21 protein-coding genes are annotated in these 24385 nt (G+C 39.3%); all 21 read left to right on the plus strand.

Features of this window, described 5'->3' with window-relative positions; all coding sequences use genetic code 11:
• Positions 1-2: 2 nt before the first annotated feature.
• The 21 genes from FEZ08_RS02235 to FEZ08_RS02335 all read left to right on the plus strand — a co-directional run bounded on the left by FEZ08_RS02235 (position 3) and on the right by FEZ08_RS02335 (position 24137).
• Positions 3-1469 (plus strand): peptidoglycan DD-metalloendopeptidase family protein, encoded by a 1467-nt coding sequence (locus FEZ08_RS02235; RefSeq protein WP_138190070.1) that lies wholly within the window; start codon positions 3-5, stop codon positions 1467-1469.
• Positions 1470-1566: 97 nt separating this feature from the next.
• A complete protein-coding gene (locus tag FEZ08_RS02240) occupies positions 1567-2346 on the plus strand; it encodes an MBL fold metallo-hydrolase (protein WP_138190071.1) in 780 nt (259 codons plus the stop codon).
• 245 nt (positions 2347-2591) lie between these two features.
• Positions 2592-4079 carry a S1C family serine protease gene (locus tag FEZ08_RS02245; protein ID WP_138190072.1) on the plus strand — a complete coding sequence of 496 codons (1488 nt, stop codon included), beginning with the start codon at positions 2592-2594 and terminating at the stop codon, positions 4077-4079.
• 10 nt (positions 4080-4089) lie between these two features.
• Positions 4090-4569, plus strand: coding sequence for a 23S rRNA (pseudouridine(1915)-N(3))-methyltransferase RlmH (gene rlmH / locus FEZ08_RS02250; RefSeq protein ID WP_138190073.1), 480 nt, complete (start codon positions 4090-4092; stop codon positions 4567-4569).
• A gap of 288 nt (positions 4570-4857) precedes the next feature.
• Entirely contained in the window at positions 4858-6288 is a 1431-nt protein-coding gene (locus FEZ08_RS02255; RefSeq protein WP_138190074.1) for a leucyl aminopeptidase, read from the plus strand.
• Between the two features lie 14 nt (positions 6289-6302).
• Entirely contained in the window at positions 6303-6875 is a 573-nt protein-coding gene (locus tag FEZ08_RS02260; protein WP_138190075.1) for a phosphatase PAP2 family protein, read from the plus strand.
• A 107-nt stretch (positions 6876-6982) separates the two neighbouring features.
• Complete coding sequence (locus tag FEZ08_RS02265; protein WP_138190076.1) at positions 6983-7585, plus strand: hypothetical protein; 603 nt, start codon at positions 6983-6985, stop codon at positions 7583-7585.
• Positions 7586-7672: 87 nt separating this feature from the next.
• Positions 7673-9118 (plus strand): glutamate--tRNA ligase, encoded by a 1446-nt coding sequence (gene gltX / locus FEZ08_RS02270; protein WP_138190077.1) that lies wholly within the window; start codon positions 7673-7675, stop codon positions 9116-9118.
• A 118-nt stretch (positions 9119-9236) separates the two neighbouring features.
• Positions 9237-9704, plus strand: coding sequence for a universal stress protein (locus FEZ08_RS02275; RefSeq protein WP_171014887.1), 468 nt, complete (start codon positions 9237-9239; stop codon positions 9702-9704).
• A 59-nt stretch (positions 9705-9763) separates the two neighbouring features.
• A complete protein-coding gene (locus tag FEZ08_RS02280) occupies positions 9764-10240 on the plus strand; it encodes a methylated-DNA--[protein]-cysteine S-methyltransferase (protein ID WP_138190079.1) in 477 nt (158 codons plus the stop codon).
• Positions 10230-10499 (plus strand): helix-hairpin-helix domain-containing protein, encoded by a 270-nt coding sequence (locus FEZ08_RS02285; protein WP_138190080.1) that lies wholly within the window; start codon positions 10230-10232, stop codon positions 10497-10499. Before FEZ08_RS02280 ends, FEZ08_RS02285 begins: the two co-directional genes overlap by 11 nt.
• Before the next feature lie 140 nt (positions 10500-10639).
• Positions 10640-11311 (plus strand): response regulator transcription factor, encoded by a 672-nt coding sequence (locus FEZ08_RS02290; RefSeq protein WP_138190081.1) that lies wholly within the window; start codon positions 10640-10642, stop codon positions 11309-11311.
• Entirely contained in the window at positions 11295-12689 is a 1395-nt protein-coding gene (locus FEZ08_RS02295; protein ID WP_138190082.1) for a sensor histidine kinase, read from the plus strand. The genes FEZ08_RS02290 and FEZ08_RS02295 overlap by 17 nt, the downstream gene beginning before the upstream one ends.
• The gene (locus tag FEZ08_RS02300) at positions 12682-13407 is read left to right on the plus strand and encodes a hypothetical protein (protein ID WP_138190083.1); all 726 of its coding nucleotides are present in this window, start codon (positions 12682-12684) and stop codon (positions 13405-13407) included. Before FEZ08_RS02295 ends, FEZ08_RS02300 begins: the two co-directional genes overlap by 8 nt.
• Before the next feature lie 132 nt (positions 13408-13539).
• Complete coding sequence (locus tag FEZ08_RS12520; protein ID WP_171014888.1) at positions 13540-18036, plus strand: InlB B-repeat-containing protein; 4497 nt, start codon at positions 13540-13542, stop codon at positions 18034-18036.
• Between the two features lie 195 nt (positions 18037-18231).
• Positions 18232-18669, plus strand: coding sequence for an NAD(+)--rifampin ADP-ribosyltransferase (gene arr / locus FEZ08_RS02310; protein ID WP_422386940.1), 438 nt, complete (start codon positions 18232-18234; stop codon positions 18667-18669).
• A gap of 163 nt (positions 18670-18832) precedes the next feature.
• Positions 18833-20188, plus strand: coding sequence for an aminotransferase-like domain-containing protein (locus FEZ08_RS02315; RefSeq protein ID WP_138190085.1), 1356 nt, complete (start codon positions 18833-18835; stop codon positions 20186-20188).
• A 157-nt stretch (positions 20189-20345) separates the two neighbouring features.
• Entirely contained in the window at positions 20346-21680 is a 1335-nt protein-coding gene (locus FEZ08_RS02320; RefSeq protein ID WP_138190086.1) for a PTS sugar transporter subunit IIC, read from the plus strand.
• Positions 21681-21739: 59 nt separating this feature from the next.
• Complete coding sequence (locus FEZ08_RS02325) at positions 21740-22525, plus strand: carbohydrate deacetylase (RefSeq protein ID WP_138190087.1); 786 nt, start codon at positions 21740-21742, stop codon at positions 22523-22525.
• Positions 22509-23207 (plus strand): YoaK family protein, encoded by a 699-nt coding sequence (locus FEZ08_RS02330; protein WP_138190088.1) that lies wholly within the window; start codon positions 22509-22511, stop codon positions 23205-23207. Before FEZ08_RS02325 ends, FEZ08_RS02330 begins: the two co-directional genes overlap by 17 nt.
• Positions 23208-23339: 132 nt before the next feature.
• Positions 23340-24137, plus strand: coding sequence for a formate/nitrite transporter family protein (locus FEZ08_RS02335; protein WP_138190089.1), 798 nt, complete (start codon positions 23340-23342; stop codon positions 24135-24137).
• Positions 24138-24385 lie beyond the last annotated feature (248 nt).

Consider the following 24385-nt stretch of genomic DNA (forward strand, 5'->3'; position numbering starts at 1 on the left):
GTATGGCAGATAATAGTAACAGAAGTAATTTAGAGAGAATTATTGTTTTTGCAGGGGTTGCGGTTGTAACTATTGTTGCGGTGCTTTTAAGTGTTTTAGTTATTCAAGACACTAATATTCTTCAAGCCCAATCAGGTGCAGAAGTTCAAGTTTACGAAATATATGAAAATGATAAAAAAGTTGGGGTTGTTGCTGATAAAGATGCTTTTGAGTCGTATGTCTGGAAAGCACATAGTCAAGATATCAGTGAAACCGGTAAACTTTATTTTGGTGAGCAGGTAAGTATTATTCCAAACTATATTCCTAAATCAGAATTACCTCAAGACAGTGAAGAAAGTTACCAGGAGATAATGGAACAGGTTACTCTAGATGGCACGGCATATCAGGTACATCTTAGTAATGGTAATACTTTTTATGTGCGCAGCAGAAGTGAGTTATTGGCAGAGATTGATCGCTTGAAAGATATGCAGGCGGTTAAGGGTGTTGACCCAAATGACCTTTTAGCTGTTGATGAAGCCAAAAGCGCAATGACATTAGGGGTAGAATACACATTGCAAGAGGCAACAATTGATATTAATCAAGCGTTGAGCGGGACGCAGTTAACGCATTATTTGCTGACGGCAAAAACGGATGCAGATAAATTGTATGAAACGCAAGCAGGTGATACGGTTTCAACAATTGCTAAGAGTAATGATATGACAGTAGATGAATTTTTGGAACTGAATCCAAGTATCTCTGCAAATACATTAATTACCCCAGAAGCAGAAGTGAATGTCACACCGCTTGACCAAGTGCTTGAGTTTACCAAAATGGAAAAACAAGAGTTAGTTGAAGATATTCCATTTGAAATAGAATATAAAGATGATAGCTCATTAGCAACCGGTACTGAGATCATTGAGCAAGAGGGTAAAAAAGGTTCAGCAATTGTTGAATATTTGGTACGGACAGTTAACGGACAACAAGTAAAAACAGAACAACTTTCTAAGGTTGTTTTAAGTGAACCAGTGAAACAAATTGTTAAACGCGGAACAGGTAGTATTTCAGGCGGAACCGGTGGTTCAACAATATATGATGGACCAATTTATACGGCTGGAACCGGTAAACTGATTTGGCCATATAATGGACGACTTGGATTTGGTTATATGGAAGAAGGTTACGGTGGCGCTCACTGGGGTATGGATATCCTTGGGAATGCCGGAGATGCAATTGTTGCGGCAGACACTGGAACAGTTGTTGAATCAGGTTGGGGTGGATCATTTGGTTATACGGTAGTAATTGACCATGGACAAGGGTTCCAGACCCGATATGCCCATATGATTGAGATGCCGGCGGTGTCTGCCGGTCAGGCAGTAAGCCAAGGTCAAGTTATTGGCTATGTCGGCAGTACCGGTTATAGTACCGCGAACCACCTTCATTTTGAAGTTATTGTTTATGGTCAGCGGGTGAATCCTCGTCCATACTTGCCATAAAATTGAGACGAAATAAAATTATTGGAGACTGTGGTTTCGAGAGTTGTTCTCGGAGCCACAGCAAATTTTTGTGAAATAGAATTGGAGGTAGACATCAGTGCAGTTTGCAGTTTTATTTAGTGGCAGCAGCGGTAATTCAAGTTATGTTCGCGTTGGTGATGATGTTTATCTGATTGATGCCGGAGTGAGTACAAAGCGGCTTTTGGCAGCTTTAGCCGAGCATAATATTGATGCACAGCAGATTAAAGCGGTGTTTTTGACCCATGAACATAGTGATCATATTGCTGGTTTGCGAGTGCTTTGTGATAAATATAATATTCCGCTTTATACCAATGAGCAGACGTTTAACCATATTCCGGTGAAGAGCCGGCCGGTTAGCAGTCAAGTTATTTTCATGGAACACAATTTTTTGTATCTTGATCAGTTATATATTAAGACAGTTCCGATTTCACATGACGCTAAGGATGGATTAGGTTATGTGTTTGAGACTAATAATAAGAAAGTAGTTTATCTTACTGATACCGGCTATGTCAGCGAAGCTGTAAAGCATGAAATTGCCGGCGCTGATGGTTATATTATTGAATCAAATCATGACCCGGAGCTTTTATTGCAGTCAGCTTATCCATGGCATGTGCGGCAACGTATTTTGTCGGATCAGGGACATTTATCGAATGAAAGTTGCGGATACTTGTTAGCCAATATCATTTCAACTTCAACTCGTTTTGTTGTTCTCGCTCATTTGAGCGAAAACAACAATCTAGCGGAACTCGCCCTAAAAACAGTTGAAAATATTCTAGTGGAAAAGCAAGTTCGTAATGGTCTGGAGCAATTATGTGTGGCTTATCAGGATCGGCGAACTGCTATTTTTACGGTTTAATGTGGAGAACACTTGTATAAAGTGTTCTTTTTTGTGAGTTTATTGTGTAGTTTTATATATTGAGATGTGTTTTTTTAGTGAAGCGGAAAAGGTGGTTTTACAATCATGCATGTATTATTAAGAAAAACAAGAAATTATATTGTGGTAAATAATGGTATTTATATGTGTAAAAATGTGCGATAATTTTCAGGTTTGAAAAAGTGTTATAATATATAGGAATAGTAATAAAGGAGGCAGATGTAATAATGTCTGAACATTTACATAATCATGATGAACTGGATACTAATCCGGAAACTGAGGAACAAACTATTGAAAAAAATGGAACAGTCAGTGATGTCACAACAGATGTTCCTGTAAGTGATACTGTTATTGATGTTACCCCAAGCCGGGTAGTGGTGAATAATGAGGTGCCGGTGGCAGATACTAACAACAGTGGGGCATCGAACCCGGGTGTGGTTGGTGAAGCACATAGTGCTACTCAAGCAGAGCCAAGTATTGAAGAGCTCTTAGCCGGCAAGAAAAGCAGTAGCGGCAATAATGGCAATGGTGGCGGAAATGTGCCGCCGCAGCCACCACATCAAGCGCCGAAGAAATCAGGAAACGGTAAGAGTTTCTTATTTGGACTATTAGGTGGATTGTCAGGAGCGTTAGTAATCGTTCTATGCGCGGCATTAATTTTTGGAACTTTAGGGTTTATGAATGCTGGTTCAGGAACACCGACGAATGGTAATGGTGTTTCGATTTCCGGAAAGGTTGAGATTGAAACTGATTTGACAGCTGCAGTTGAAAAAGTACAGTCAGCAGTTGTGCAAGTGGTTACTTACGATGCCGCAACTTCAAACACGATGTTTGGTGGTAATAGCAGTTCAGGAGAACTTGAGGAAAGCGGCAGCGGCTCAGGCGTTGTTTATAAGTCAGAAGGTAATGATGCTTATGTTGTAACGAATAATCATGTTGTTGATGGTGCTAAAAAAGTGAAAGTAGTGTTTGCAGGTGGTGCTGAATCTGAGGCAACTGTTGTTGGCACGGATTCAGTTCAGGATTTGGCTGTTCTGAAGATAGATAACGAACATGTCACAACGGTTGCAACCTTCGGAGATTCCGAAGCGCTAAAACTTGGTGAACCGGTTGCAGCAATTGGTAGCCCGCTTGGTTCAGAGTATTTTGGTACAGTGACGCAAGGGATTATTTCCGGAAAAGAACGGACTCTTGAAACTGATAATGCCGAAATTACTGTATTACAAACTGATGCAGCTATCAACCCAGGTAATAGCGGTGGGGCATTAATTAATATGGCTGGTCAAGTTATTGGTATTAACTCCGCAAAAATCAGCACTGAATATGCTGAAGGTATGGCTTTCTCGATTCCGTCTAATACGGTTGTTGATGCAATTTCAGTATTGGAAACCGGACAAACTATTGAACGTCCATATCTTGGTATCCAAGGGATTGCTATTGAAGATTTATCAGCAAGTCAACGTCAGCAATTGAATATTCCGGATAGTGTAACCAGTGGTATTTATATTGCGGAGGTTAACTCGGGATCTGCGGCAGCAAGTGCCGGGGTACAAAAAGGTGATATTATCACTTCAATTGATGGAAAAGACGTTGGTACGGTAACACAATTAAAAACGGTCTTGAATACTAAGAAAAAAGGTGATAAAGTAACTGTTGAGTATTTCCGTAATGGAAACAAACAATCAACAGAGGTCACTTTAAACCAAGTGCAGTAGAGGAGCGTTTATGCAGATACAGATTATCGCCGTTGGCAAACTGAAAGAAAAATATTTACAGATGGCTATGAGTGAGTATCTGAAGCGTATGAGTGCATATGCAAAAATGCAGGTTGTGGAAATTGCTGAGGCAAAAGTGAGCGAGAATGGTCGGGAGGCCGACATCCTCGCCGCTAAGCAAAAAGAAGGCGACATGATTCTAGCTAAGATTAATAACGATGTGCATGTTATTGCCCTTGCGATTGAAGGCAAGCAATGCAGCAGCGAAGCGTTTGCAGCAAGCCTTGATCAATTAGCAACATATGGTAAAAGTAAAGTAGCTTTTATTATAGGTGGTTCGCATGGTCTCGCTGATACGGTGTATCAGCGTGCGAATCAGTTGCTTTCGTTTTCGGAAATGACTTTCCCGCATCAGCTGATGCGGGTCTTCCTCATCGAACAAATATATCGTGGTTTTAAAATTAATATGAATGAACCATATCATAAGTAAAAAACGGCGCTTCAGATTAATGAGAAACGCCCGCAATTCCATAAAAACCGGCAAAAATTGCTCAGTCACGTATGTCAAGATACGCTCTATCACAATTTTTGCCGGTTTTTTGTAATTTCAAGCGTTTTCAATTAGTCTGAATTTTATGTTGAAAATAATAGCTATAATCTTATACAGTTGATAATGTTGAAATATCGAGCGCCGATTTTTAATCTTACAAAAGGGTTATGCAAAAACAATAAAACAGTGGTATAATGGTTAAGACAATTAAAAAGGATGTGAGAATTAATGTTTTTAAATATTTATGAATTTTGTGCCGGAACCAGTGAGTATAATACAATCCGTGCTACGTTTAGCGGTGAAGAACTTTGCAAAGGATTGCAAGGCCGTTTAGAGGCGAACTTGGAGGATTACGTAAGTAAGGATCTCGGGGCAATTACACCAATTAATACTTTAGGGAAATTGAATTTTGAGACGCTTTATTTTGTTGGTTTAGGTGAACGCAAAGAGTTGACTACAGCGAAATTACGTACTGTGTTTGGCGAATTGGCTAAGATGATGGAAAAAGATTTTGTGTTGCATGCTGAAAGTTTTGCAACAGAAACAATTCCTGGAACCACAGTAGCTCAAATTTTTGTTGAGAGCTATATTATGGCGCGTTATGTTTTCAAAAAATACCGGGCTGATCGCAAAGAAAATGCTGAACTGACCGTGCGAATTTTCACTGCTGATGATGCCAGTGCGGCAATTGAAAAGGGAACAGTATATGGTGAGGCGACAAATCACGCTCGTGATTTGTCAAATGAGCCGAGTAATAAATTGATTCCTGCTGATATTGCGACATATGCGCAACAATTAGCGAAAGATTTAAACCTCGAGTGTGAAGTATTAGCGAATTCGCAGTTGAAAGAATTAGGTGCCGGAGCCTTATTGGCAGTAAACCGTGGCAGCCGTCATGAAGCGCGAATGATTACGATTAAGTATCAAGGATTGCCAACTTGGGAAAATCCTACTGCATTAGTTGGTAAGGGTATTACTTTTGACACTGGCGGATATAGTTTGAAACCACCAACAGGTATGGTTGGTATGAAACACGATATGAGTGGTGCTGCCAATGTGCTCGGTGCAATTGAAGCAATTGCTCGTTTAGGATTGAAAGCAAATGTTATGGCAGTAATTGCATCTACTGAAAATATGGTGAGCGATTATGCTATGAAAGTTGATGATGTAATTACATCGTTGGCAGGAAAAACAATCGAAGTCAATAATACTGATGCTGAAGGACGTTTGATTTTAGCTGATGCGGTAACTTATGCACAACAACAAGGGGCAACCCGTATTGTTGATATTGCGACTCTAACCGGTGCATGTTTAGTGGCTTTGGGTACTGATATTTCCGGAGTTGTTTCAAATAATGATAGCTTCTACAATGACTTTGTAAAAGCGGCGGCAGCAACCGATGAGAAACAATGGCGTTTACCAACCGATCAATGGTTTGTTGACCAAGTGCGCTCAAGCAAGGTAGCAGATTTATTGAATGGTCCGACTCGTTTTGGCGGGGCTTCAATCGCAGCAGCATTCATTGGTGAATTTATTGAGGTGAAAGATTGGATCCATCTTGATATTGCCGGTACCGGTAATGTTGATAAGGATACTGCGCTTTGTCCGTATGGTGCAACAGGAGTATTTGTTCGCGCCATGGCAGAATTATTTGCATAAAAGGAGTAACCTGAATGTTTAATTTTATTGATGGCTTAGATCAAGCATTCATGCTTTGGTTGCATCAATTTGGTGGTAACATTGTCTTGGATTACTTGGCAATGATGATGGCATTTCTTGGTGACAAGGGGCTTATCTGGTTGTTACCGGCAATTATTATGTTATTTTTTAAAAAATATCGTCATATTGGAATCTTGATTATTATCAGTATGGCAATAACCGCTTTAGAAGTTGAACTGTTGAAAAATATTGTGGCACGACCAAGACCGTATGTTACATTGGGATTTGATGATATGCTGGTAAATGAAAATCCCTTTAAATCATTTCCATCAGGTCATGCCTCATCGGCTTTTGCAGCAGCAATTATCTATGCGAAGTTCTTCAAAAAATATCGCTGGGGATTTATTGGATTTGCCATCTTAATGCTGGTTTCAAGGCTGTACCTTTTCGTTCATTATCCGAGCGATGTACTGGTTGGCACTGCAATCGGAATAATAAATGCTTTGCTGGTGTATACAATATATCAGCACCGGGCTAAGATAAAGCAGATTATTTTTAGAGAAGATTTGAAAAACACGGAAGTTTAGCTTCCGTGTTTTTTTCTTTTTTTCAACATAAATATTGACAGCGTAACATTGTTCTGTTATTATTGTTTTATAAATAGAACATTGTTACGCAGAATGGAGCGAATGGTATGAATAATTTGAACTTTGAAGGTATCGGTAGTGCACAAGGCGGTGAATATGACCGTGTTTCGATTGAAGGATTGTGTACCTGCAAGGGTGATATTAAAGCGCGTTCAATTTCGATTGAGGGTATTTTTCATGGCAAAGGTATGATTGAGGCGGGTGATTTTGATTGCACCGGTGTTGCTGAGATGAGTGGTGATATTCGGGCACGCAAGATGAATGTCAGCGGTGTTGTTTCTGTGAAAGGAACAAAGGTTGAGGCAGAAGATATAGAATGTGATGGTACAATTAATATCGATGGTGAAATTTCGGCTGATCGTATTTACGCTAATGGATTTGTTAATGCTTCTGAAATAGTTGGTGATGAAGTGACTATTAATTCTGAGTTTGGTGGCTTCTCGCGGATTATTATCCGTAAGTTTTCAAAGATTGAGTTAATTGAAGCAACTAAGGTAAATGTTAGTAATGTTAAAGCTAAGAAGGTAAGTGGAGCGGATCTTATTATTGGGCCAAAATGCAAGATTGATGTTGTTGATTGCAGCGGAACTTTGCGAGTAGATCCAAGTGCAGAGATTGGCGAGATTATTGGTGAGTATGAAATGAGATAGGAAAAGGCAGGTTCGGACCGACCTGCCTTTTCTTTTTTTCTCAAAAAGAGTATAATTAGAGGTGCAAATTATTGTTAGAGGAGAATTTTGATGAAACGAGTTCGAGTTCGTTACGCGCCGAGTCCAACCGGGAATTTACATATCGGAAATGCGCGTACCGCTTTGTATGTGTATTTATTTGCTCGTCATTTTGATGGCGACATGGTTTTGCGGATTGAAGATACTGATATTGCCCGTAATGTTGAGGGCGGTGAGGAGAGCCAGGCAGAGTTTTTGCATTGGTTAGGCATTGAATGGAATGAGGGGCCGGATGTTGGTGGCAACTATGGACCGTACCGCCAATTGGAGCGTCTTGATATTTATACTAAACATACTGAGCAATTGATTGCTGATGGTCATGCTTACAAGTGTTTTTGTACCGAAGAGGAGCTTGCGGCTGAGCGTGAGCGGCAGATGCAAGCGGGCTATCCGTCGACTCGTTATAGTGGCCATTGCCGGAATTTGACGGCGGAGCAAATTGCTGAATACGAAGCCGAGGGGCGTGCGTATTCAGTGCGCTTTAAAGTGCCAACAGATGTTGAATATAGCTGGAATGATATGGTGCGTGGCACAATAAAAATGGAGTCAAAGGATATTGGCGACTGGGTTATTGTTAAGCAAAATGGTATTCCGACTTATAATTATGCTTGTGTTATTGATGATTCGTTAATGGAAATCAGTCATGTGCTTCGTGGTGAAGAACATATTTCAAACACACCGCGACAATTAATGGTGTATCAAGCATTTGGTTTTGAAGAACCAACTTTTGGTCATATGTCGGTAATTGTTAATGAGAATCGTAAGAAGTTATCAAAACGTGATGAAGCAGTTATTCAGTTTATTGAGCAATATCGTGATTTAGGTTATCTGCCTGAAGCGATGTTTAACTTCATTACTTTGCTCGGTTGGTCGCCAGGCGGGGAAGAAGAGATTTTCACCAAAGAACAGTTCATTGAAATATTTGATCCGGCTCGCCTTACCAGCTCGCCGGCCATGTTTGATCGCGACAAATTAGCATGGATTAATAATCGTTATGTAAAAGCAGCTCCTTTGGAAACAATTGTAGCGCTTGCGCAACCGCATTTAGCGAAAGCATATGATTTAGGCAAACATAACCAAGCTTGGATTGAAGCATTAATCGCTTTATATCATGACCAAATGTCTTATGGTGCTGAGATTGTGCCACTTTCAAGTTTATTCTTTAAAGATAAGATTGAACTTGGCAATGAAGAAAAAGAATTTTTAGCACAAGAAGGTATTGATGCAACTTTAGCATTATTCGCGGAGAAGTTGGCAGCTTTACCGGAATTTACTTTTGCTGAGATAAAAGCGGCAATGCAAGCTACCGGCAAAGAACTTGGTGTTAAAGGGAAATTCCTGTTTATGCCAATTCGTATTGCGACAACCGGACAAATGCATGGTCCTGAGTTACCGCAAACTCTTGAATTGCTTGGACGCGAGCAAGTTATTGCGCGGCTAAATGATGCAATCTAAAGAGCGTTGAGAAACGCTCTTGGGTTAGTAAGACAATAAAAAATAATGTTTTATCATTTGTTAAATTGTTCAAAGTAGGATAAAATAAAGGTAGAGATATAGAATGGAGGTCCTTACTATGAAAAATATGTATAAACATGTAATCGTTGGTATTGATGGCTCAGATCAGGCAGACAAAGCATTTCAAAAAGCAATTCGTATTGCTCGTGAAAGTGATGCCACATTATATATTGTTTCAGCATTACAATTTGTTTCAGATTCGGACTTTATGTACACAACTATGGATGTAGGAATTACCCCGTTGGTAACTGACTCAAGTGACGCATCGTATCAAGCATTGGATGCGCGCAAAGAATTAGCGAATGATTTGGCAGAGCAGGCAAGTCGTGCCGGGGTTGCTAAAGCAGTTGTTATCGTTGATTTTGATGACCCGAAACAATTATTGATTGATACTGTTGATAAACATGAAGATGCAGTTATTGTTCTGGGTGCAACTACGAAGAAAACTTTCGAACGCTTTATGGTTGGTTCAGTTGCCCAGCACGTGGTGAATAATGCGCCGTGTGACGTTTTAATTGTAAAATAAGGACAAAAAAGCCGGTCGAGCCGACCGGCTTTTTTTAATTTCAGTGAGGAGAAAAAAATATGGAAGCAGTTAGATATTATCAGGCTCCATTTGGATGGTTGCGTTTAGCGGCTAATGAGCAGGGAATTTTCCGTTTGGATTTTGTTGATGAAGCAGGGGAGGAGACAATGACGAGTTCGAAATATTTGGAGCAAGCAATTCGCGAGCTTGATGAGTATTTTGCCGGTACCCGGCAACGGTTTGAGGTGCCGTATAATTTTACTAGCGGAACTGAGTTTCAACAGCAGGTTTGGCATGCGCTGGCAGAAATTCCTTATGGGCAGACAGCATCGTACAAAGATATTGCTATTGCCGTTGGCAATGAAAAAGCGGTGCGTGCGGTTGGCGGTGCTAATAACAAAAATCCGATAGCAATTATTGTGCCGTGCCACCGGGTCATCGGCAAAGATGGCAAGATGGTTGGTTTTGGTGGCGGAATTGCCACCAAGATTTGGCTGCTTGATCATGAGAGGGGCTGGACGATTGATGAACGCTAAGTTGAAAGCTTTGCAACAGATTCCCGGCATCGGTAAAACGCTTGCTGTGGATTTGTATGCTATCGGTATTGAACAGGTGACTGACTTAGTTAAATGTGATCCGCAGGATTTATATGAACGGTATGAGTTGATGAAAGGTTTTCCGGCAGACCCTTGCGTGTTATATACGTTTAGATGTGCAATCTATTTTGCTCGTACCAAACACCCAGATCCGGAGTTATTAAAGTGGTGGAACTGGAAGGGAAAAGAACTTCACTGACATGAAAAGTGAAGTTCTTTTTTTGTGTTTTTCATCAAATTCACATATGTTTTTTATGTGTTTATTTGGAAAAGGTTTGTAAAAATACACAAATCTATGGTAAAATAAGAAATCGAAAATAGATTGTGAGGGGGGTCACGATGAAAAAAATATTGTTTATCGAAGATGATTTGCAGTTTCAGAGTGTTATTGCTGAGGTGTTGCGTTTCGAAGAATATAATGTTGATGTTGCTAATAATGCTGCCGAGGGACTGCAGCTGTTTAAGCAAAATGTTTATGATCTTGTTATAAGTGATGTTAAGATGGAGGGCGTTGACGGGATAACGCTTTTATCGGTTCTACAGAAGTTTGATGCTCAGGTTAAGGTGATTCTGTTGAGTGCCTCAAATGATGAAGATGATGAAGTTCGCGGGTTAGAGTTAAACGCAGTAGATTTTATCAAAAAGCCGGTTTCGATACGAGTATTGCTAACAAGAATTGATCGTGCTTTGCATAAAAGCAAGTTTTATAAGAAAGATAGTTTGTTGGAGAGTAAAGGACAGCATATTAGGGTTGACTTACTGGCGCGCAAGGTTACAAAACATGATGAAGCAGTTGGTCTGACAGCCATGGAATTTGAGTTATTGGTTTATTTAATGAAGAATAAACAAAAGGTGCTGAGTCGAGAGCAGATTGTTCGTAAGGTGTGGCAAGTAAATGAATTAGCAATGGATTTGAGGAATGTTGATACTCATATTAAGAAGTTGCGTAATAAATTACAATTGACTTGTGTCCATTCAATAAGAGGTGTTGGTTATGAATGGGCGGAATAAAAAGCAACTATGGCGGACAGCGTTTTATTTGATAGTTGTTTTTTATATTGTAATTGTTATTGGATTAGCAGTTTTAATTTTTAATATTCCAATGCTTTATCAGCGTAGTGAGCAACAATATATTGATGATACAAAAGAACGAATCAATATGATTTTACAAACCGGTGATGATGTAGCCGGAGAATTGCGGCAGCTTAAAGGGAGTGCTGACTTTGATATTGTAGTGAAAGATGGCGAAATGGTTGTGTTTTCAACTGTTGTTGAGACTGATTTTTCTGAGTTGAAAATTATTGCGGATAATAATTTGCTTAATTATTATTCGGTATATGAAGTAAATAATGGTACTGATGATTATCAAATATGGTTAGCAATTTATAAAATGGCACCACAATATTTTTTTGAACTTACAATGAGTGTTATTGTTTTTGGTGTAACCATATTAAGTCTAATTATGACAGTACTGATTATAATTATGTTTCGTAAGTTAATTATGCCAATTCGGCGGTTACAAACTAACATTCTGAATTTAAAGGATTATCGTTTAGCTGAAGTAAGCAGCAAGAGCAATCAGGTTGAATATGATAATCTGTCTGCAGAACTCAGTGAATTCAGTGATGATTTACAGGAGAAGATGCAGCTTGTTAATGATAACTACTCGAGTTTGGAGCGCAGTTTACAGAAGCAAGAAGAAAAAAATATTTATCAAAAACGTATGGCAAGCGCTATTGTTCATGATTTAAAGACGCCGATCAATGTTGCAATGATTCAGGCGGAGCGATTAAATAAATATTTGGCAGATAATCCTGAAGCACAAAAGATTTTAACTGATTTAGAAAATCTGGAAATTCGTTTAATGGGTCAAGTGAATGATGTTTTACAAATCATGAATGAAGAAACAGGCTTTAATGATCATGTGCAACGCATTGATGTTGTTAAAGTTGCCAAAGGTATCCTTGAACTTTTTACGACGATGTTTGAAGAGCGTCAATTATCGGTTGCGATTGATGCACCGGAACATTTATTTGGGAATTTTCGGCCGATTGAATTAAAGCAGATACTGCATAATATAATTTCGAATGCTTGTCAATATGCTGATACTGGTGGTGAGTTTATATTATCTTTTGATGAGATTGATCATCAATTAGTGATTGCGGCATACAATGATAAGCAAAATACTTCATTGATAGATTTTAATCATGTTTTTGATTTGTTTTATCATATGAGTGATGATGATATCCATTTTGGCAGTGGCATTGGTATGTATACAATTAAGAGCATGGTACAGCAATATAATGGTTCTTGCCAATTCATGCCAGTAGAAAATGGAGTATTATTGAAGATAATATTGCCACTTAATTGGGGGCAAGAAGATGAGTAACTTTATATCTTGTATTGTAATGGGTTTAGTTATGAGTTTTTACAGTGTCTTTGGACTTACACCAACAATTTATGAGTCACCAGAAGAGGCTTTGCAGAGTGAAGTGTTTGAACTGCAAAAAGAAGATTATCGAACCGGAACTTATCCGGTAACCATTCGTTATCGTGAAGAGGGAAAGATAATTGAGAAACAAATTCGGGTAACTGTTGATGGCCCATACACGGTGATAGAAAATAAAATTGCGATTGATGCTAATGCAATAACACTCAGTGAAGGTGTAGTTAAAAAAATGACTGACGAAGATTGGATTCGATTAACTGATGCACACGCCTGGCGTACAGATACGGCTGAAGAACTTATGGTTTATGTTGCTGATAAACAACAAGTAAAAGATGAAGCAGGAAAGTATTTAATCAGCTTTGGAACTGAACAAGGTGTGACAACGACTGTACCGGTAACAGTTCTTGCAGGTACAACTGTGGCTCCAAGCAATCAACAAAGTAAAATAAATGTTTGGTATGAGCAAAATCCTACAGATACTGGTCTTGGTTTTATTGGGTTTTGGAATGATTTCTTAACAGTTTTAAGAATTGGACTTTTATCAATGCTGGTGCTACCGATATTATTGTTATTATGGCAGTTTTTCTGGTCATCGCGGATTGAACATCATCTACAGATTTTTATTGCTAATCGGAGAAGCCGAAGAAAAAAAGACTGACAACACAAGTGTTGCCAGTCTTTCTTACGAGAACACAAAAGGACACAAAAATATCGGGAAAATATGTTGAGTGGATAGAGGAGTTTGTTAGAATTAATGTATAAACTTATTTTACTAGGGGGTAAACTAAAAATGATATACAAGTGGAAAAAAGTAATAGCGACAACAGGACTAGCAGTACTTTTAATGGTTTGTTCAGTAAACATGCAGGTATTTGCAACAACCGCAAGTAATGATAATGTAGAAAGTATTGAGAACATCAAAGTCGAAGAAACAGGAGATACGGTTATTAACGAGAATGGGAGTTCAACAGATAACCAGGATGCAGAGCCGGAACCAGCTCAGCGTCTCAGCGGAGTAAATGGAAGTCATGTATTATCAAGTGCTGAATTTGCTAAATATAATGGTATTGATTTAAGCGGGACGACTCAATTAACGACTGCAAGCAACGAAATTGTTAACAAGGATATGACGATAGCAGTCAATGCAGCTTTTGGTGATGTAACCAGTAATGGGAAAAAAGTTACAATTGAGTTGGCAAAAGAATTTTATTTTCAAAGTGTACCTGGTTTGAAGAAAAGCGGGAGTAATTACGTCTTTGATAGTGCTACATTACCTAAAAACCTACAAGATTTTGTAACAAACATTAGCTATACACCAAATCCAAAAAGTGCATCGTCATGGAATGGATATGGAAATGCTTTTTCAGGAACAATTATTTATGAATTTACCAATCAAACAGCAGATGCGGCATTAAGCTTTACTGTTCGTTTGGATACAACGTATGGAGTTAATAATAATTCGGCATTTGTTGTCAATGATGCTGTAACAGTAACCAGTGAGAAAAGCGCGACTATTATTGAGCAGGAAAAACTGGAACAACTGACTGTTGCTCAGACAGTTGTTCCCAACTATTGGCGGTCAATCACTCAGACAGTATATTCAGATCAATTAACAAGTATTCGGACAAATGCTGGACAGTTTGATGCTTCGCCACGGGATTTTGCTACTGCTAGGATGGAGTACTATGATATTAAATTTTCTTATCCTAAGGAACTTGATTATATTACGGCAGATGGAAGTTTAGGGCAGAGTTCAATTCAGGCGACGGTGGAAACCAGCAACGCGGCTTTAAATTATGTAACATTGCGTTATAATAATACAAAACAGCTTACAGGGAATATTACGCTGACTTTTAATGTTAATAATGCCAGTAATCATGTTGCCGGGCATGTATATGAAATTAAAACTACTGAGCAAGTTGTGAAACCATATGATCAGGCGACATTTACTCGCAACCAGTCACAGGTGCTTAGATTGACTGTTATTGATCCATTTCTGAATTTAGCGCAGACTGGTGCTGTTAATGATGGTATTTCATTGCTAAATGCTGACTCAGAACATGTTAATCTCGGGCGTATTTTTATTCGTAATCCGCAGATTGATGCAGTAACCGGACAAATATTTAAACTTACCTTTGATGATGTGTACATGGGTGTTACAAGTTTAAGAATTAATGCCGGCAGCGGTAAAATGTATAATATTCATGGTACTACAACGGATGGCAGAAGTTTTACAATTGCGGACATTAGTGGCAGTGCTAGAAATAATATTACTTTAGCGGATTCTGATATTACACCAAATGCAGGCGAGTATATTAAAACCTTTGTTTGGACCGAAGAAAAGATTAATGGTAATTTCCGAACCGAAGAAGGATATCGAGGGAATGTTTTTAATGTTAGTAGTTATTCCGGAGTAGTATTGCCTAGTGCTGTTGATGGCGCAACAGCAGTATCAACTTTGCAACTTGTTAGTGAAGAAAGCGGCGAAGATATTGACACTACTGCAAATAGTGTTACACTTACTCACACATATAAAGCAAATGGGCGGGCTCAGTATGAAGCTGGCGGCCTTAATGCAACTACTTTAAGCGGCAGTACAACAAAACTATCTGGTTCTTTTGCATGGGATGCTCAACAAGCCGTAACAACGTTTGTTTCTAATATTGATGGAATCAATTTCTTCTTGCGCGAGGCAGATGCATTCGAATTCGATATCGCTACTTTTGCATTAGTTGATAGTGATGGCACTCAGTTTTCTGAGGCGCAAAATAATGTAGTTATATCGACATTCACTGATAATAGTGGCAAAAAAGTGTATCGCATTAACATTCCTGACGCACATTGGTATTATCCGGCTAAGATAGCATACTCTGTCAATTTGACTAGTAAAAAGTCAGCAGGAAACTATTCTGTGGATATGAATAAAATCATTTTTGCCGAACCAATAAATGGAGATATAGAAGTATTTATGTCGCATACACGACGAGGATTTGCTCAGTATGATATTTATGATGTAAGCAGTTTGCGCAGTGCGACTCAAGAGCTGATTGTTGAGCGTGGAGTGCTGACCAACTTGGCTCAGGCAGATTTTGCCGGTGCTACCAGTGCTAACTTAAACAGCGGTGCTTGGACCACATATGATTATGACAGTGGCGAAACAATTTTAGATTTAAATCCTAGCGGTATTGCTATGTATAAATTATCAGTAATAAATAATTCTGGTCAAAATGTGAATGGATACAAAGCGATAATTCCGGTTCCAAAAGCCGGAGAAAACGCTGGGAATGATTACCAACAGCAAAACTTTGAATGGGATGTATTACTTAATAAGGCTATAGACACCAGCACTAATAATTATGCGTATACAGTGAGTTATGCAACGAGTTATACAAACGACTTTGATTCTGCAGTGTGGAAAACTTGGGAACAAATTACCGATAAGACGGCAATTCGTTCTATCCGTGTAGTAACGACTGATGCAATACCTGATGGTGGCGTTGATGAAATTACTTTTGAAATCGAAATGGATAGTTCAACAGCTGATGCTCAGGCTGGCGGCGTAAATATTTATAATGCTTTGCTTTATCGCAGTGTGTTAGGTACTGAGGGAGCATCGAAGAGTGAACCGGTGGCAATTCGTTTGAAGACTGGTGTAGTTAAAGGGCAAGTGTTCAATGACAGCAATCGTAATGGTTTGATGGATAGTGGTGAAGTTGGGCGTAATGGTGTAATTGTGATCGCCTATGAAACTGGGACAGCAACAGAAATTGCCCGAACAACAACGCAGACAATCAACGGTGTTATTGGCCGTTATGAATTTATGGGACTGGATAAGAATACAAATGTGGATATTGTATTCTTAAATCCAACAACTGATGATTCAATGCGTTTTAGCTCAGTTGCTCTGGGTGGAAGTATGGCAGTGAGTTCAGCAACTTTTGATCATGCAAAGGTGACAGCAATCGTGCCAAGCAGTACAGACTGTGAACGAATTCATGCCGGACTTATTACGCCTGTGACAATTGTCTTTGATGCTCAAGGTGGTGTTGCAAGTTCAGCGACAGTTAAGATATATCCAGGTGAGCAAGTTGCTAGTGCTCCGGTCGCGGTTAAGACCGGCCATACTTTTCATGATTGGTATGATGCTGCGAGTGGCGGTAGCGTTGTAACGTTCCCGTATATTGCGGGAATCACTGATACTACTGTTTATGCTCAGTATGGCATTAATCAATATACGCTTAGTTATGATGTTTTGACAAATGGTGGCGAAGGAACTGAGCCGGCAAGTGAACAAGTTGTATATGATAGTACAGCTACAAAGCCAGCGGATGCGGCTAAAACCGGATACACGTTCACTGGTTGGTATGATGCTGATACTGGTGGCAATAAGTGGGATTTTGTTAACAACAAAATGCCAGCGGCAGATGTTCAATTATTCGCTCAGTTTACTATTAATAGTTATACAATGACGTTGCAAGCTGATGGTCAAACAACAACTCAAACAGTTGTTTACGACTCGCTGGCAATTGAACCGTCAATACCAAGTAAGCCGGGATATGCTTTTGATGGTTGGTTTGATGCAGCAAGTGGCGGAAACCAATGGAACTTTGCTAACAACAAAATGCCGGCAGCAGATGTTCAATTATTTGCTCAGTTTACTGCTGAAAATCAGACAATCACTTTTGATGTTAATGGTGGGGACATTGCTACTCAACCGCTTGATATTATTCAGCCGACAGATACAGCTGTTGACTTAGATACGATTACAGAACCAGCCCGGTTTGGTTACAAATTCTTAGGTTGGGCGGATGTTAATGGCGTATGCTATAGTGGTCTATTGACAATGCCGGCCGGAGGTCTTGAGTTAAAGGCGCAGTGGCAGGATTTAACTGCAACCGGAGTATGGCAGATTGACGCAGAGGATATTACAATTAATATAAATGATTTGAAAGCATTTATTAAGAATGGTACTTTAGAGCAAGAAATATTAACTCGCAGTAATGCCAAAGCTTGGGATACTAGTGATAATGCGATTCTAACGCCATTAACTGCTGAAACTAGTGAATTAATTGCTAAAGCCAGTGTTGGCACATATTCAGTAACTATCAGATATCAAGGTTCTAATCTGAATACAACTATTCAAGTTCGTGTTAGTGAAGCACCAGTTGTTGATGCCTTGCCGGTGACCGGTAGCACTAACTGGGTGCCGATGGGTATGTTCTTTATTGGATTGGCAATGTTGTTGATATATTTCCGTTCAAAAATGAATAAGCGTTATATGGATTAGGAGAAATTTGAAAAGGAGACCGCCTTAAGCGGTCTCCTTTTTTAGGTTTTAAGAAGTATTGAAACTGTCTTCTACTTTAAGTTTATCAAAGATTTTAACGCTTGTAAAGTTTGGTAGTTTTTTTGCGTGGAATGGTGTAATTAGCTTGCTTAACGTGTATCTTTTGGTATAATGAATTTCTGATTATTGAAAGGATTGGTTGATTTGAGTAATAAGATAGTTGAGTTGGAAACTTTGGATGCTGGGCCATTTTATCATGGCACTAAGGCGGATTTGCAGCCGGGTGATTTGTTGGAACCAGGCTTCCGGTCGAATTATGGTGAGCAGCAGAAAGCTAACTTTATTTATATGACAGCTACAATGGACGCGGCGGTTTGGGGCGCGGAACTCGCGATAGGCGATGGTCCGGGGCGGATTTTTCAGGTAGAGCCTACCGGGAGTTTTGAAGATGATCCGAATTTGACGGATCAGAAATTCCCTGGAAATCCGACGCGTTCGTATCGAACAAAGTTCCCGTTGAAGGTTGTTGCTGAAGTCGTAGACTGGGAAGGGCACGCACCGGAGGTGCTGCAACAGATGCTTGATCACTTGGAGGAGCTTAAGCGACAAGGTGTGGAAGCGATTAATGAATAAAAATATTTTTAAAACGTCCTTAGGGGCGTTTTTTTGATGGTGAATAACAGTATAATGGTAGAGCTTTTTGCAAACTGTACTGGTACAATTATAAGTACAGGGGATATATTATATAACAACATAGTAATACAATGATGGTAGATAAACGTTTGGAGAGATGGCTATGAAGTTATATGAGCGTATTTATCGGGATTTGAGGAAAGATATTGTTGATAAACGATTGAAACAGGGGGAGCGACTACCGTCAATTATTGCTTTGGCGAAAAAATATGACTGCAGTAAGGGGACAGTTATTAAGGCACTGGAGTTATTGTTGTCGCAGCATGTTATTTTTTCTAAGCCGCAGAGCGGTTACTATGTGGCTGATAATTTTCTTAGACAGCAGCATGAGAGTGAGAGTATTTATTTAGATACTGCCAATCCATTGATTGATTCTTTTGAGATTTTTGATATCAAGCATTGTTTGAATTTAGCAGTCGAATTATATGCTAAATATGCCATTGATGAGTCAGTGCGTTTAAAGTCTTTACATCCGGTTTTGCAGCAGCAGCTGGCTGCCGATGGCGTGTATACTAAGCTGGAAAATATTCATTTGGTGCAGGGAATTACCCAGATGCTGGTGTTGTTTACTGAGGCGCCTTTTCCAAATGGTAAAAAAACGATCTTGGTTGAGGAGCCGAGTTATTCGCATTATATTCGGTTTTTAAAGCTGAGCGATGTGCCGGTATTAACGATTGCTCGTGATGAAAATGGTGTTGATTTGAAGCAACTGGAACATTACTTTAAGCATGAGGATATTAAGTTTTTTTATACGACACCAAGAAATCATAATCCCTTAGGAACAAGTTATAGTTATAAGCAGCGGAAGAAAATTATGGAGCTGGCTTTGCGCTATGATGTTTACATTATTGAGGATGATTATTTTGGTGGTACCCACAAATTACCGCAGTATGTACCAATGTATTATTTTTCGTACCAGAAAAATTGTATTTATTTACGTAGTAATACAAAAGTGTTTCCGCTCATCCGAATCGGGTTAGTGGTTATTCCTGATGACTTCAAGAAGACTTTTGAAGAGATTGCCGGGCGACGAACGTCGCATTATTCGTATTACATCCCGTCGCTTATTTCGCAGGCAACATGGGAGGCGTATATCAGCTCGGCGATATACGAGAAGCATATTGTTCAAAAGACAAAGCAAATTGATGAGAAATTACAAGCTGTTTCAGCGGTGACCGCTGACTGGGACAATAAGTTGGTAAAAGTAATCGGCGCAGAGTCCGGCTATTACTTTACCTTGCGGATTCATCCTGAAATAAAAGTGAAAACCGTTATTGAAAATTTGAAGAAAAAAGATATTCATATTGCTTCCAATGAGCAGGCTTATTATCATCAAGATCATTATGATAATAGTGTTAGGGTAAGTGTTTCGCGAGTTTCTTTGGAACAGTTGCAGCAGGCGCTTCGCTATATATATCAAGAGGTTGAGCACTTAGCGGGAAGAACTATACCAGTATAATTGACAATTCAGATTATTGTAAATTGCTCCGATTATTCTATGATTGAAGTATACAGTATTAGGAAAAATGAATATTGAGATATGGGCAACGGAGGCAATGAACGGCAGCGATGTTCGTGAGATTCATTAATACTGACAAAGGAGGTAAAGTTCGATTATGAAAAAATTTTTCGACTTAATGGAAAGAGTTTTGATGCCGATTGCAGCAAAAATAGGTGGGCAACGGCACATGGCAGCAATTCGTGATGCATTCTCTACATTGATGGCGCCATTAATTATTGGTTCATTGGCGGTATTGGTAAATACTTTTCCGGTACCAGGATTCCAAGAATTCATGACGGCAACCTTTGGTGAAGTTTGGATGCTTCCGGGTGTTCTGATTCAGAACATGACTATGGGTATTCTTGGTTTATTAGTTGCCTTGTCATTAGGGTATCATCTTGGGCGCAGCTATAAGTTAGATGGTTTTACATCTTCATTTATGGCGGCAATTACTTTCTTAATTTTATCTGCAATGACTGAAGATCGTTCAGCAATCTTGTTCAACTGGATTGGTGCAAAGGGATTATTCTTGGCAATGATTTCCAGTATTCTGGCTATTGAGGTATTCCGCTTTATTGTTTCGCGTGGCTGGACTATCAAAATGCCTGAGGGGGTTCCGCCAGCAGTTTCTAAAGGGTTTATCGCTTTAGTGCCGGCAATTGTTATCTTTACTGCTGCAGGACTTATAGCAGCAGTGGCATTTAGTTTAACTGGCGGTTTATCAGTGGCTGAGTTGATGTATAAGACACTTCAGGCACCATTCCAGGAAATGAGTAATTCACTAATTTCAGTTTGTTTGCTTATGTTTGCTCGTGGTTTCTTATGGTTCTTCGGTATTCATGGTACCAATGTTTTGAGTGGCTTGACTAATAGTATGTTGTTACCGAACATGGAAGCAAACATTGCCGCTTTTGCAGCGGGCAATCCAATTCCGAATATTGCTACTACCTCATTTACTGATGCTTTTGTTAGTATGGGTGGTACCGGTGTAGGGTTAGCATTAATTATTGCAATTTTAATTGCCAGTAAAAATAAGGCTTCGCGAGATTTGGCTATTGGTTCAACACCAGGTGGTTTGTTTAATATCAATGAGCCAATTATGTATGGGATGCCGGTAGTTTTAAATCCAATGCTGCTTATTCCGTTCTTATTGACACCGGTGCTGTGTGTCATTATTGCTTGGATAGCGACTGAGATTGGTTTGGTACCAAGAACGGTAGCAATGATACCGTGGAACATGCCAATTATTATTGGTGGCTTCTTGGCGACTGGTGGCAGTATTAGTGGTGCTATTCTGCAAGTTGTCAATATTGCCGTATCAGTATTAGTATACATTCCGTTTGTCAAATTGAATGATAGAGTAGCTGTTAAAGAAATGGCAGATGCAGAAGCTAAAACTGAAGCAGAAAATGCGGCAGTTGAGAATACTGTACAAGCAAATGCAGAGTAAGCAGAAACGGTTTTATAATGAGTAACCGTTTGGAATCACATTAGGAAGAAGGACAGCATATGAATGTTAAAAAACTAATTATTAATGCCGATGATTTTGGTTATACACCGGCTGTAACACAAGGGATTATCGAGGCGCATAAAAATGGTGTAGTAACGTCTACCACCGCATTGACAGTCTCAGAGTTTTTTTTACCGGCAATGGAGATTGCGACAATTTGTGCACCAACATTACCGATAGGTGTTCACTTAACCCTAACTTTAAATAAGGGAAAACCTATTTTACCGCTTCATCTAATCTCCTCTTTAGTAGATGAAGAAGGGTGTTTTTGGAATCAGAATACATTTGTAGATAAAGTCAATATTGATGAAGTCTACTTAGAATGGGATGCACAGATTGTCCAATTCTTCAAAAGCGGGAAGCGACCGGATCATATTGATTCACATCATAATGTTCATGGTAAAAATGAGCAACTGTTTCGGGTAGCAGCAAAACTTGCTGATAAATATAACTTGCCGCTCAGAAATCCTTCGCGAAGTCCGGAAACAGCATTTCTGAATGATTTAGACTTGCCGGTTCGGACGCCGGACAAAATACTGCCGCAATTCTATGGAGCCGGGGCAACATTTGAAAATCTTGAGGTTATTCTTGATGGCATTGCCGCAAGCAATGATGAGTTGTTTGAAATCAATGCCCATCCAGCCTTTGTAGACCATCATCTGTTGGCAGTATCAAGTTATGCTTATGAGCGAGTTCATGAACTCGATATTCTAACATCACCTGAAGCAAAGGCTGCAATAGAAAAAAGAGAGATAGTGCTGACGAACTATGAAGTTCTTAAGTAGCAACTCTTCAAAAGCAACATTTATAACCTGTCTTTCAACATTTATTCTAGGCTATATTAATGCATACTCATTGCTTTTTGAAAACAGTAGTCTGGTAAGTCCGCAAACCGGCAATCTAGTCAACCTGGGAATCAAGTTATCACAAGGTTTTAGTGCCGGATTACTTACCAATCTTATGATTTTCAGCGGTTTCGGTATTGGTTGCTTTCTAGCCCCTTGGCTGCTTAGTAAAGTGAAGAACAAACAAATAGAATTTTTTCTGACATGGACCGTTTTCGTTGCTCCAATATGGATTAACCTATTGTTCATCAATACAATAACACCATTATTCAGTATATTGTTGCTCAGTTTTGTATCTGGTGTAGGGCTATGTTTCTTCAGAAAAATCAATCAGCTTGATCTCAATAATAATATTATGACCGGAAATCTCAAAAACATGTATGCCGCATTATTTGAGGTCACAATTTTAAAAAAAGTAGAGAAGTATAAAACTATTCTTGAATATGCTCTTATTATCTTCTTATTTTTTATCGGAACATTTATTGCCGGACTGCTTTCTTCGTACGGAGCATTCGTCACTCTGGTCATTATTGTAGGATTAAGTTTAGTACCGTATCTCTTCAATCTAAAAGCGCTAGTAAGTTTATTCAAGCAACGCAAAGATGTGAATAATATTGTATAGGTAGAATTTTAAAAAGCGGTTTGCCAGTGGCAAACCGCTTTTTCCCTTTTCTCCCCTTGAATAAAACCAGCTAAAATGATATAATTTATCGGTTAATATAGGAAATGTTTTATTTTAGGGAGGCGCATGTAAGTGGCAGCAGAATCACAATCATTGATGAATAAACTGGAACAGGCAGTGTTAAAGAAAGTTGATTTGGCGGATAAAAGTCCGTCACGCTATTTTGTGCGTGCGATGCTGGCAACGGCATTTTTAACTTTGGCAACGAATATGGCATTTATGGTCGGCGAGAAAGTGAACCATGTTGATCCAACCCATTCGCTAGGGAAATTAATGTATGCTTTGTTCTTTGGTTGGGCCTTAGTTATGATTTTGTTTATGAATTCAGAGCTGTTTACTTCTAATGCGATGTACTTTTCGGCAAAGCTGACGCGTAAGGTTGTTAAACCGAGCAAGGCGGCGAAAGTGTTGGTGCTTTGCTATATCGGGAACTTTGTTGGTGCAATAGCGATGTCGGCATTGATTGTATATTCTGGTACATGGGGCGAAAGTATCGGCGAATTTGCTACTAGTGCAGTGGCGGCGAAGCTTGCTAAGCCACCAATGGATATTTTCCTCCAAGGGATTATTGCTAACTTTGTAGTAAACACAGCGGTTATCGTGTCGCTGAATTTGAAAGATGATATGGCGAAAGTGACTTCATTAGTATTTATCGTATTCATCTTCGCATTATTTGGTTCTGAGCACGTTATCGCTAACTTTTCAGCGTTCTCAACCGTGTTCTTTGCTAATAACTTTGCCGGTTTTGATTTGATGGCACTGCTGTCTAACTTCTTGTTTGCCACTCTTGGTAATATAGTAGGTGGTGGCTTGTTGATTGGTGTCGTTTACGTCTGGTTGAATAAGGGCGATTTTAAGTATAAAGATTAAAAAGAGTTGAGCTGACCTCAGCTCTTTTTCTGAATTTTCAAAAGGGAGAACATGCAAATGATTATTTGGCTGGCTGTGAGTTTAATGCTGGTTCTGTTACTAGTGGAACTAGTGCGTTGTTTTATTACGGTTGAACCGTTTATTTTTTGGCGTGATAATCAGAAGGTGTCGTTTCGCAGGAACATGAAGCTTGGGAAGAATCGGCTGATGTATCGAATTGTGTTGGTAATATGTTTTGTAGCAATATC

The sequence above is a fragment of the Culicoidibacter larvae genome (assembly GCF_005771635.1).
GTDB lineage: Bacteria > Bacillota_I > Bacilli_A > Culicoidibacterales > Culicoidibacteraceae > Culicoidibacter > Culicoidibacter larvae.

Coding starts and splice junctions, on each gene's coding strand:
- FEZ08_RS02245 (WP_138190072.1), top strand. CDS start 2,592: ATGTCTGAACATTTACATAATCATGATGAACTGGATACTAATCCGGAA.
- FEZ08_RS02260 (WP_138190075.1), top strand. CDS start 6,303: ATGTTTAATTTTATTGATGGCTTAGATCAAGCATTCATGCTTTGGTTG.
- FEZ08_RS02315 (WP_138190085.1), top strand. CDS start 18,833: ATGAAGTTATATGAGCGTATTTATCGGGATTTGAGGAAAGATATTGTT.
- rlmH (WP_138190073.1), top strand. CDS start 4,090: ATGCAGATACAGATTATCGCCGTTGGCAAACTGAAAGAAAAATATTTA.
- FEZ08_RS02275 (WP_171014887.1), top strand. CDS start 9,237: ATGAAAAATATGTATAAACATGTAATCGTTGGTATTGATGGCTCAGAT.
- FEZ08_RS02255 (WP_138190074.1), top strand. CDS start 4,858: ATGTTTTTAAATATTTATGAATTTTGTGCCGGAACCAGTGAGTATAAT.
- FEZ08_RS02295 (WP_138190082.1), top strand. CDS start 11,295: ATGAATGGGCGGAATAAAAAGCAACTATGGCGGACAGCGTTTTATTTG.
- FEZ08_RS02290 (WP_138190081.1), top strand. CDS start 10,640: ATGAAAAAAATATTGTTTATCGAAGATGATTTGCAGTTTCAGAGTGTT.
- FEZ08_RS02320 (WP_138190086.1), top strand. CDS start 20,346: ATGAAAAAATTTTTCGACTTAATGGAAAGAGTTTTGATGCCGATTGCA.
- FEZ08_RS02280 (WP_138190079.1), top strand. CDS start 9,764: ATGGAAGCAGTTAGATATTATCAGGCTCCATTTGGATGGTTGCGTTTA.
- FEZ08_RS02265 (WP_138190076.1), top strand. CDS start 6,983: ATGAATAATTTGAACTTTGAAGGTATCGGTAGTGCACAAGGCGGTGAA.
- FEZ08_RS02300 (WP_138190083.1), top strand. CDS start 12,682: ATGAGTAACTTTATATCTTGTATTGTAATGGGTTTAGTTATGAGTTTT.
- FEZ08_RS02285 (WP_138190080.1), top strand. CDS start 10,230: ATGAACGCTAAGTTGAAAGCTTTGCAACAGATTCCCGGCATCGGTAAA.
- FEZ08_RS02330 (WP_138190088.1), top strand. CDS start 22,509: ATGAAGTTCTTAAGTAGCAACTCTTCAAAAGCAACATTTATAACCTGT.
- FEZ08_RS12520 (WP_171014888.1), top strand. CDS start 13,540: ATGATATACAAGTGGAAAAAAGTAATAGCGACAACAGGACTAGCAGTA.
- FEZ08_RS02325 (WP_138190087.1), top strand. CDS start 21,740: ATGAATGTTAAAAAACTAATTATTAATGCCGATGATTTTGGTTATACA.
- FEZ08_RS02235 (WP_138190070.1), top strand. CDS start 3: ATGGCAGATAATAGTAACAGAAGTAATTTAGAGAGAATTATTGTTTTT.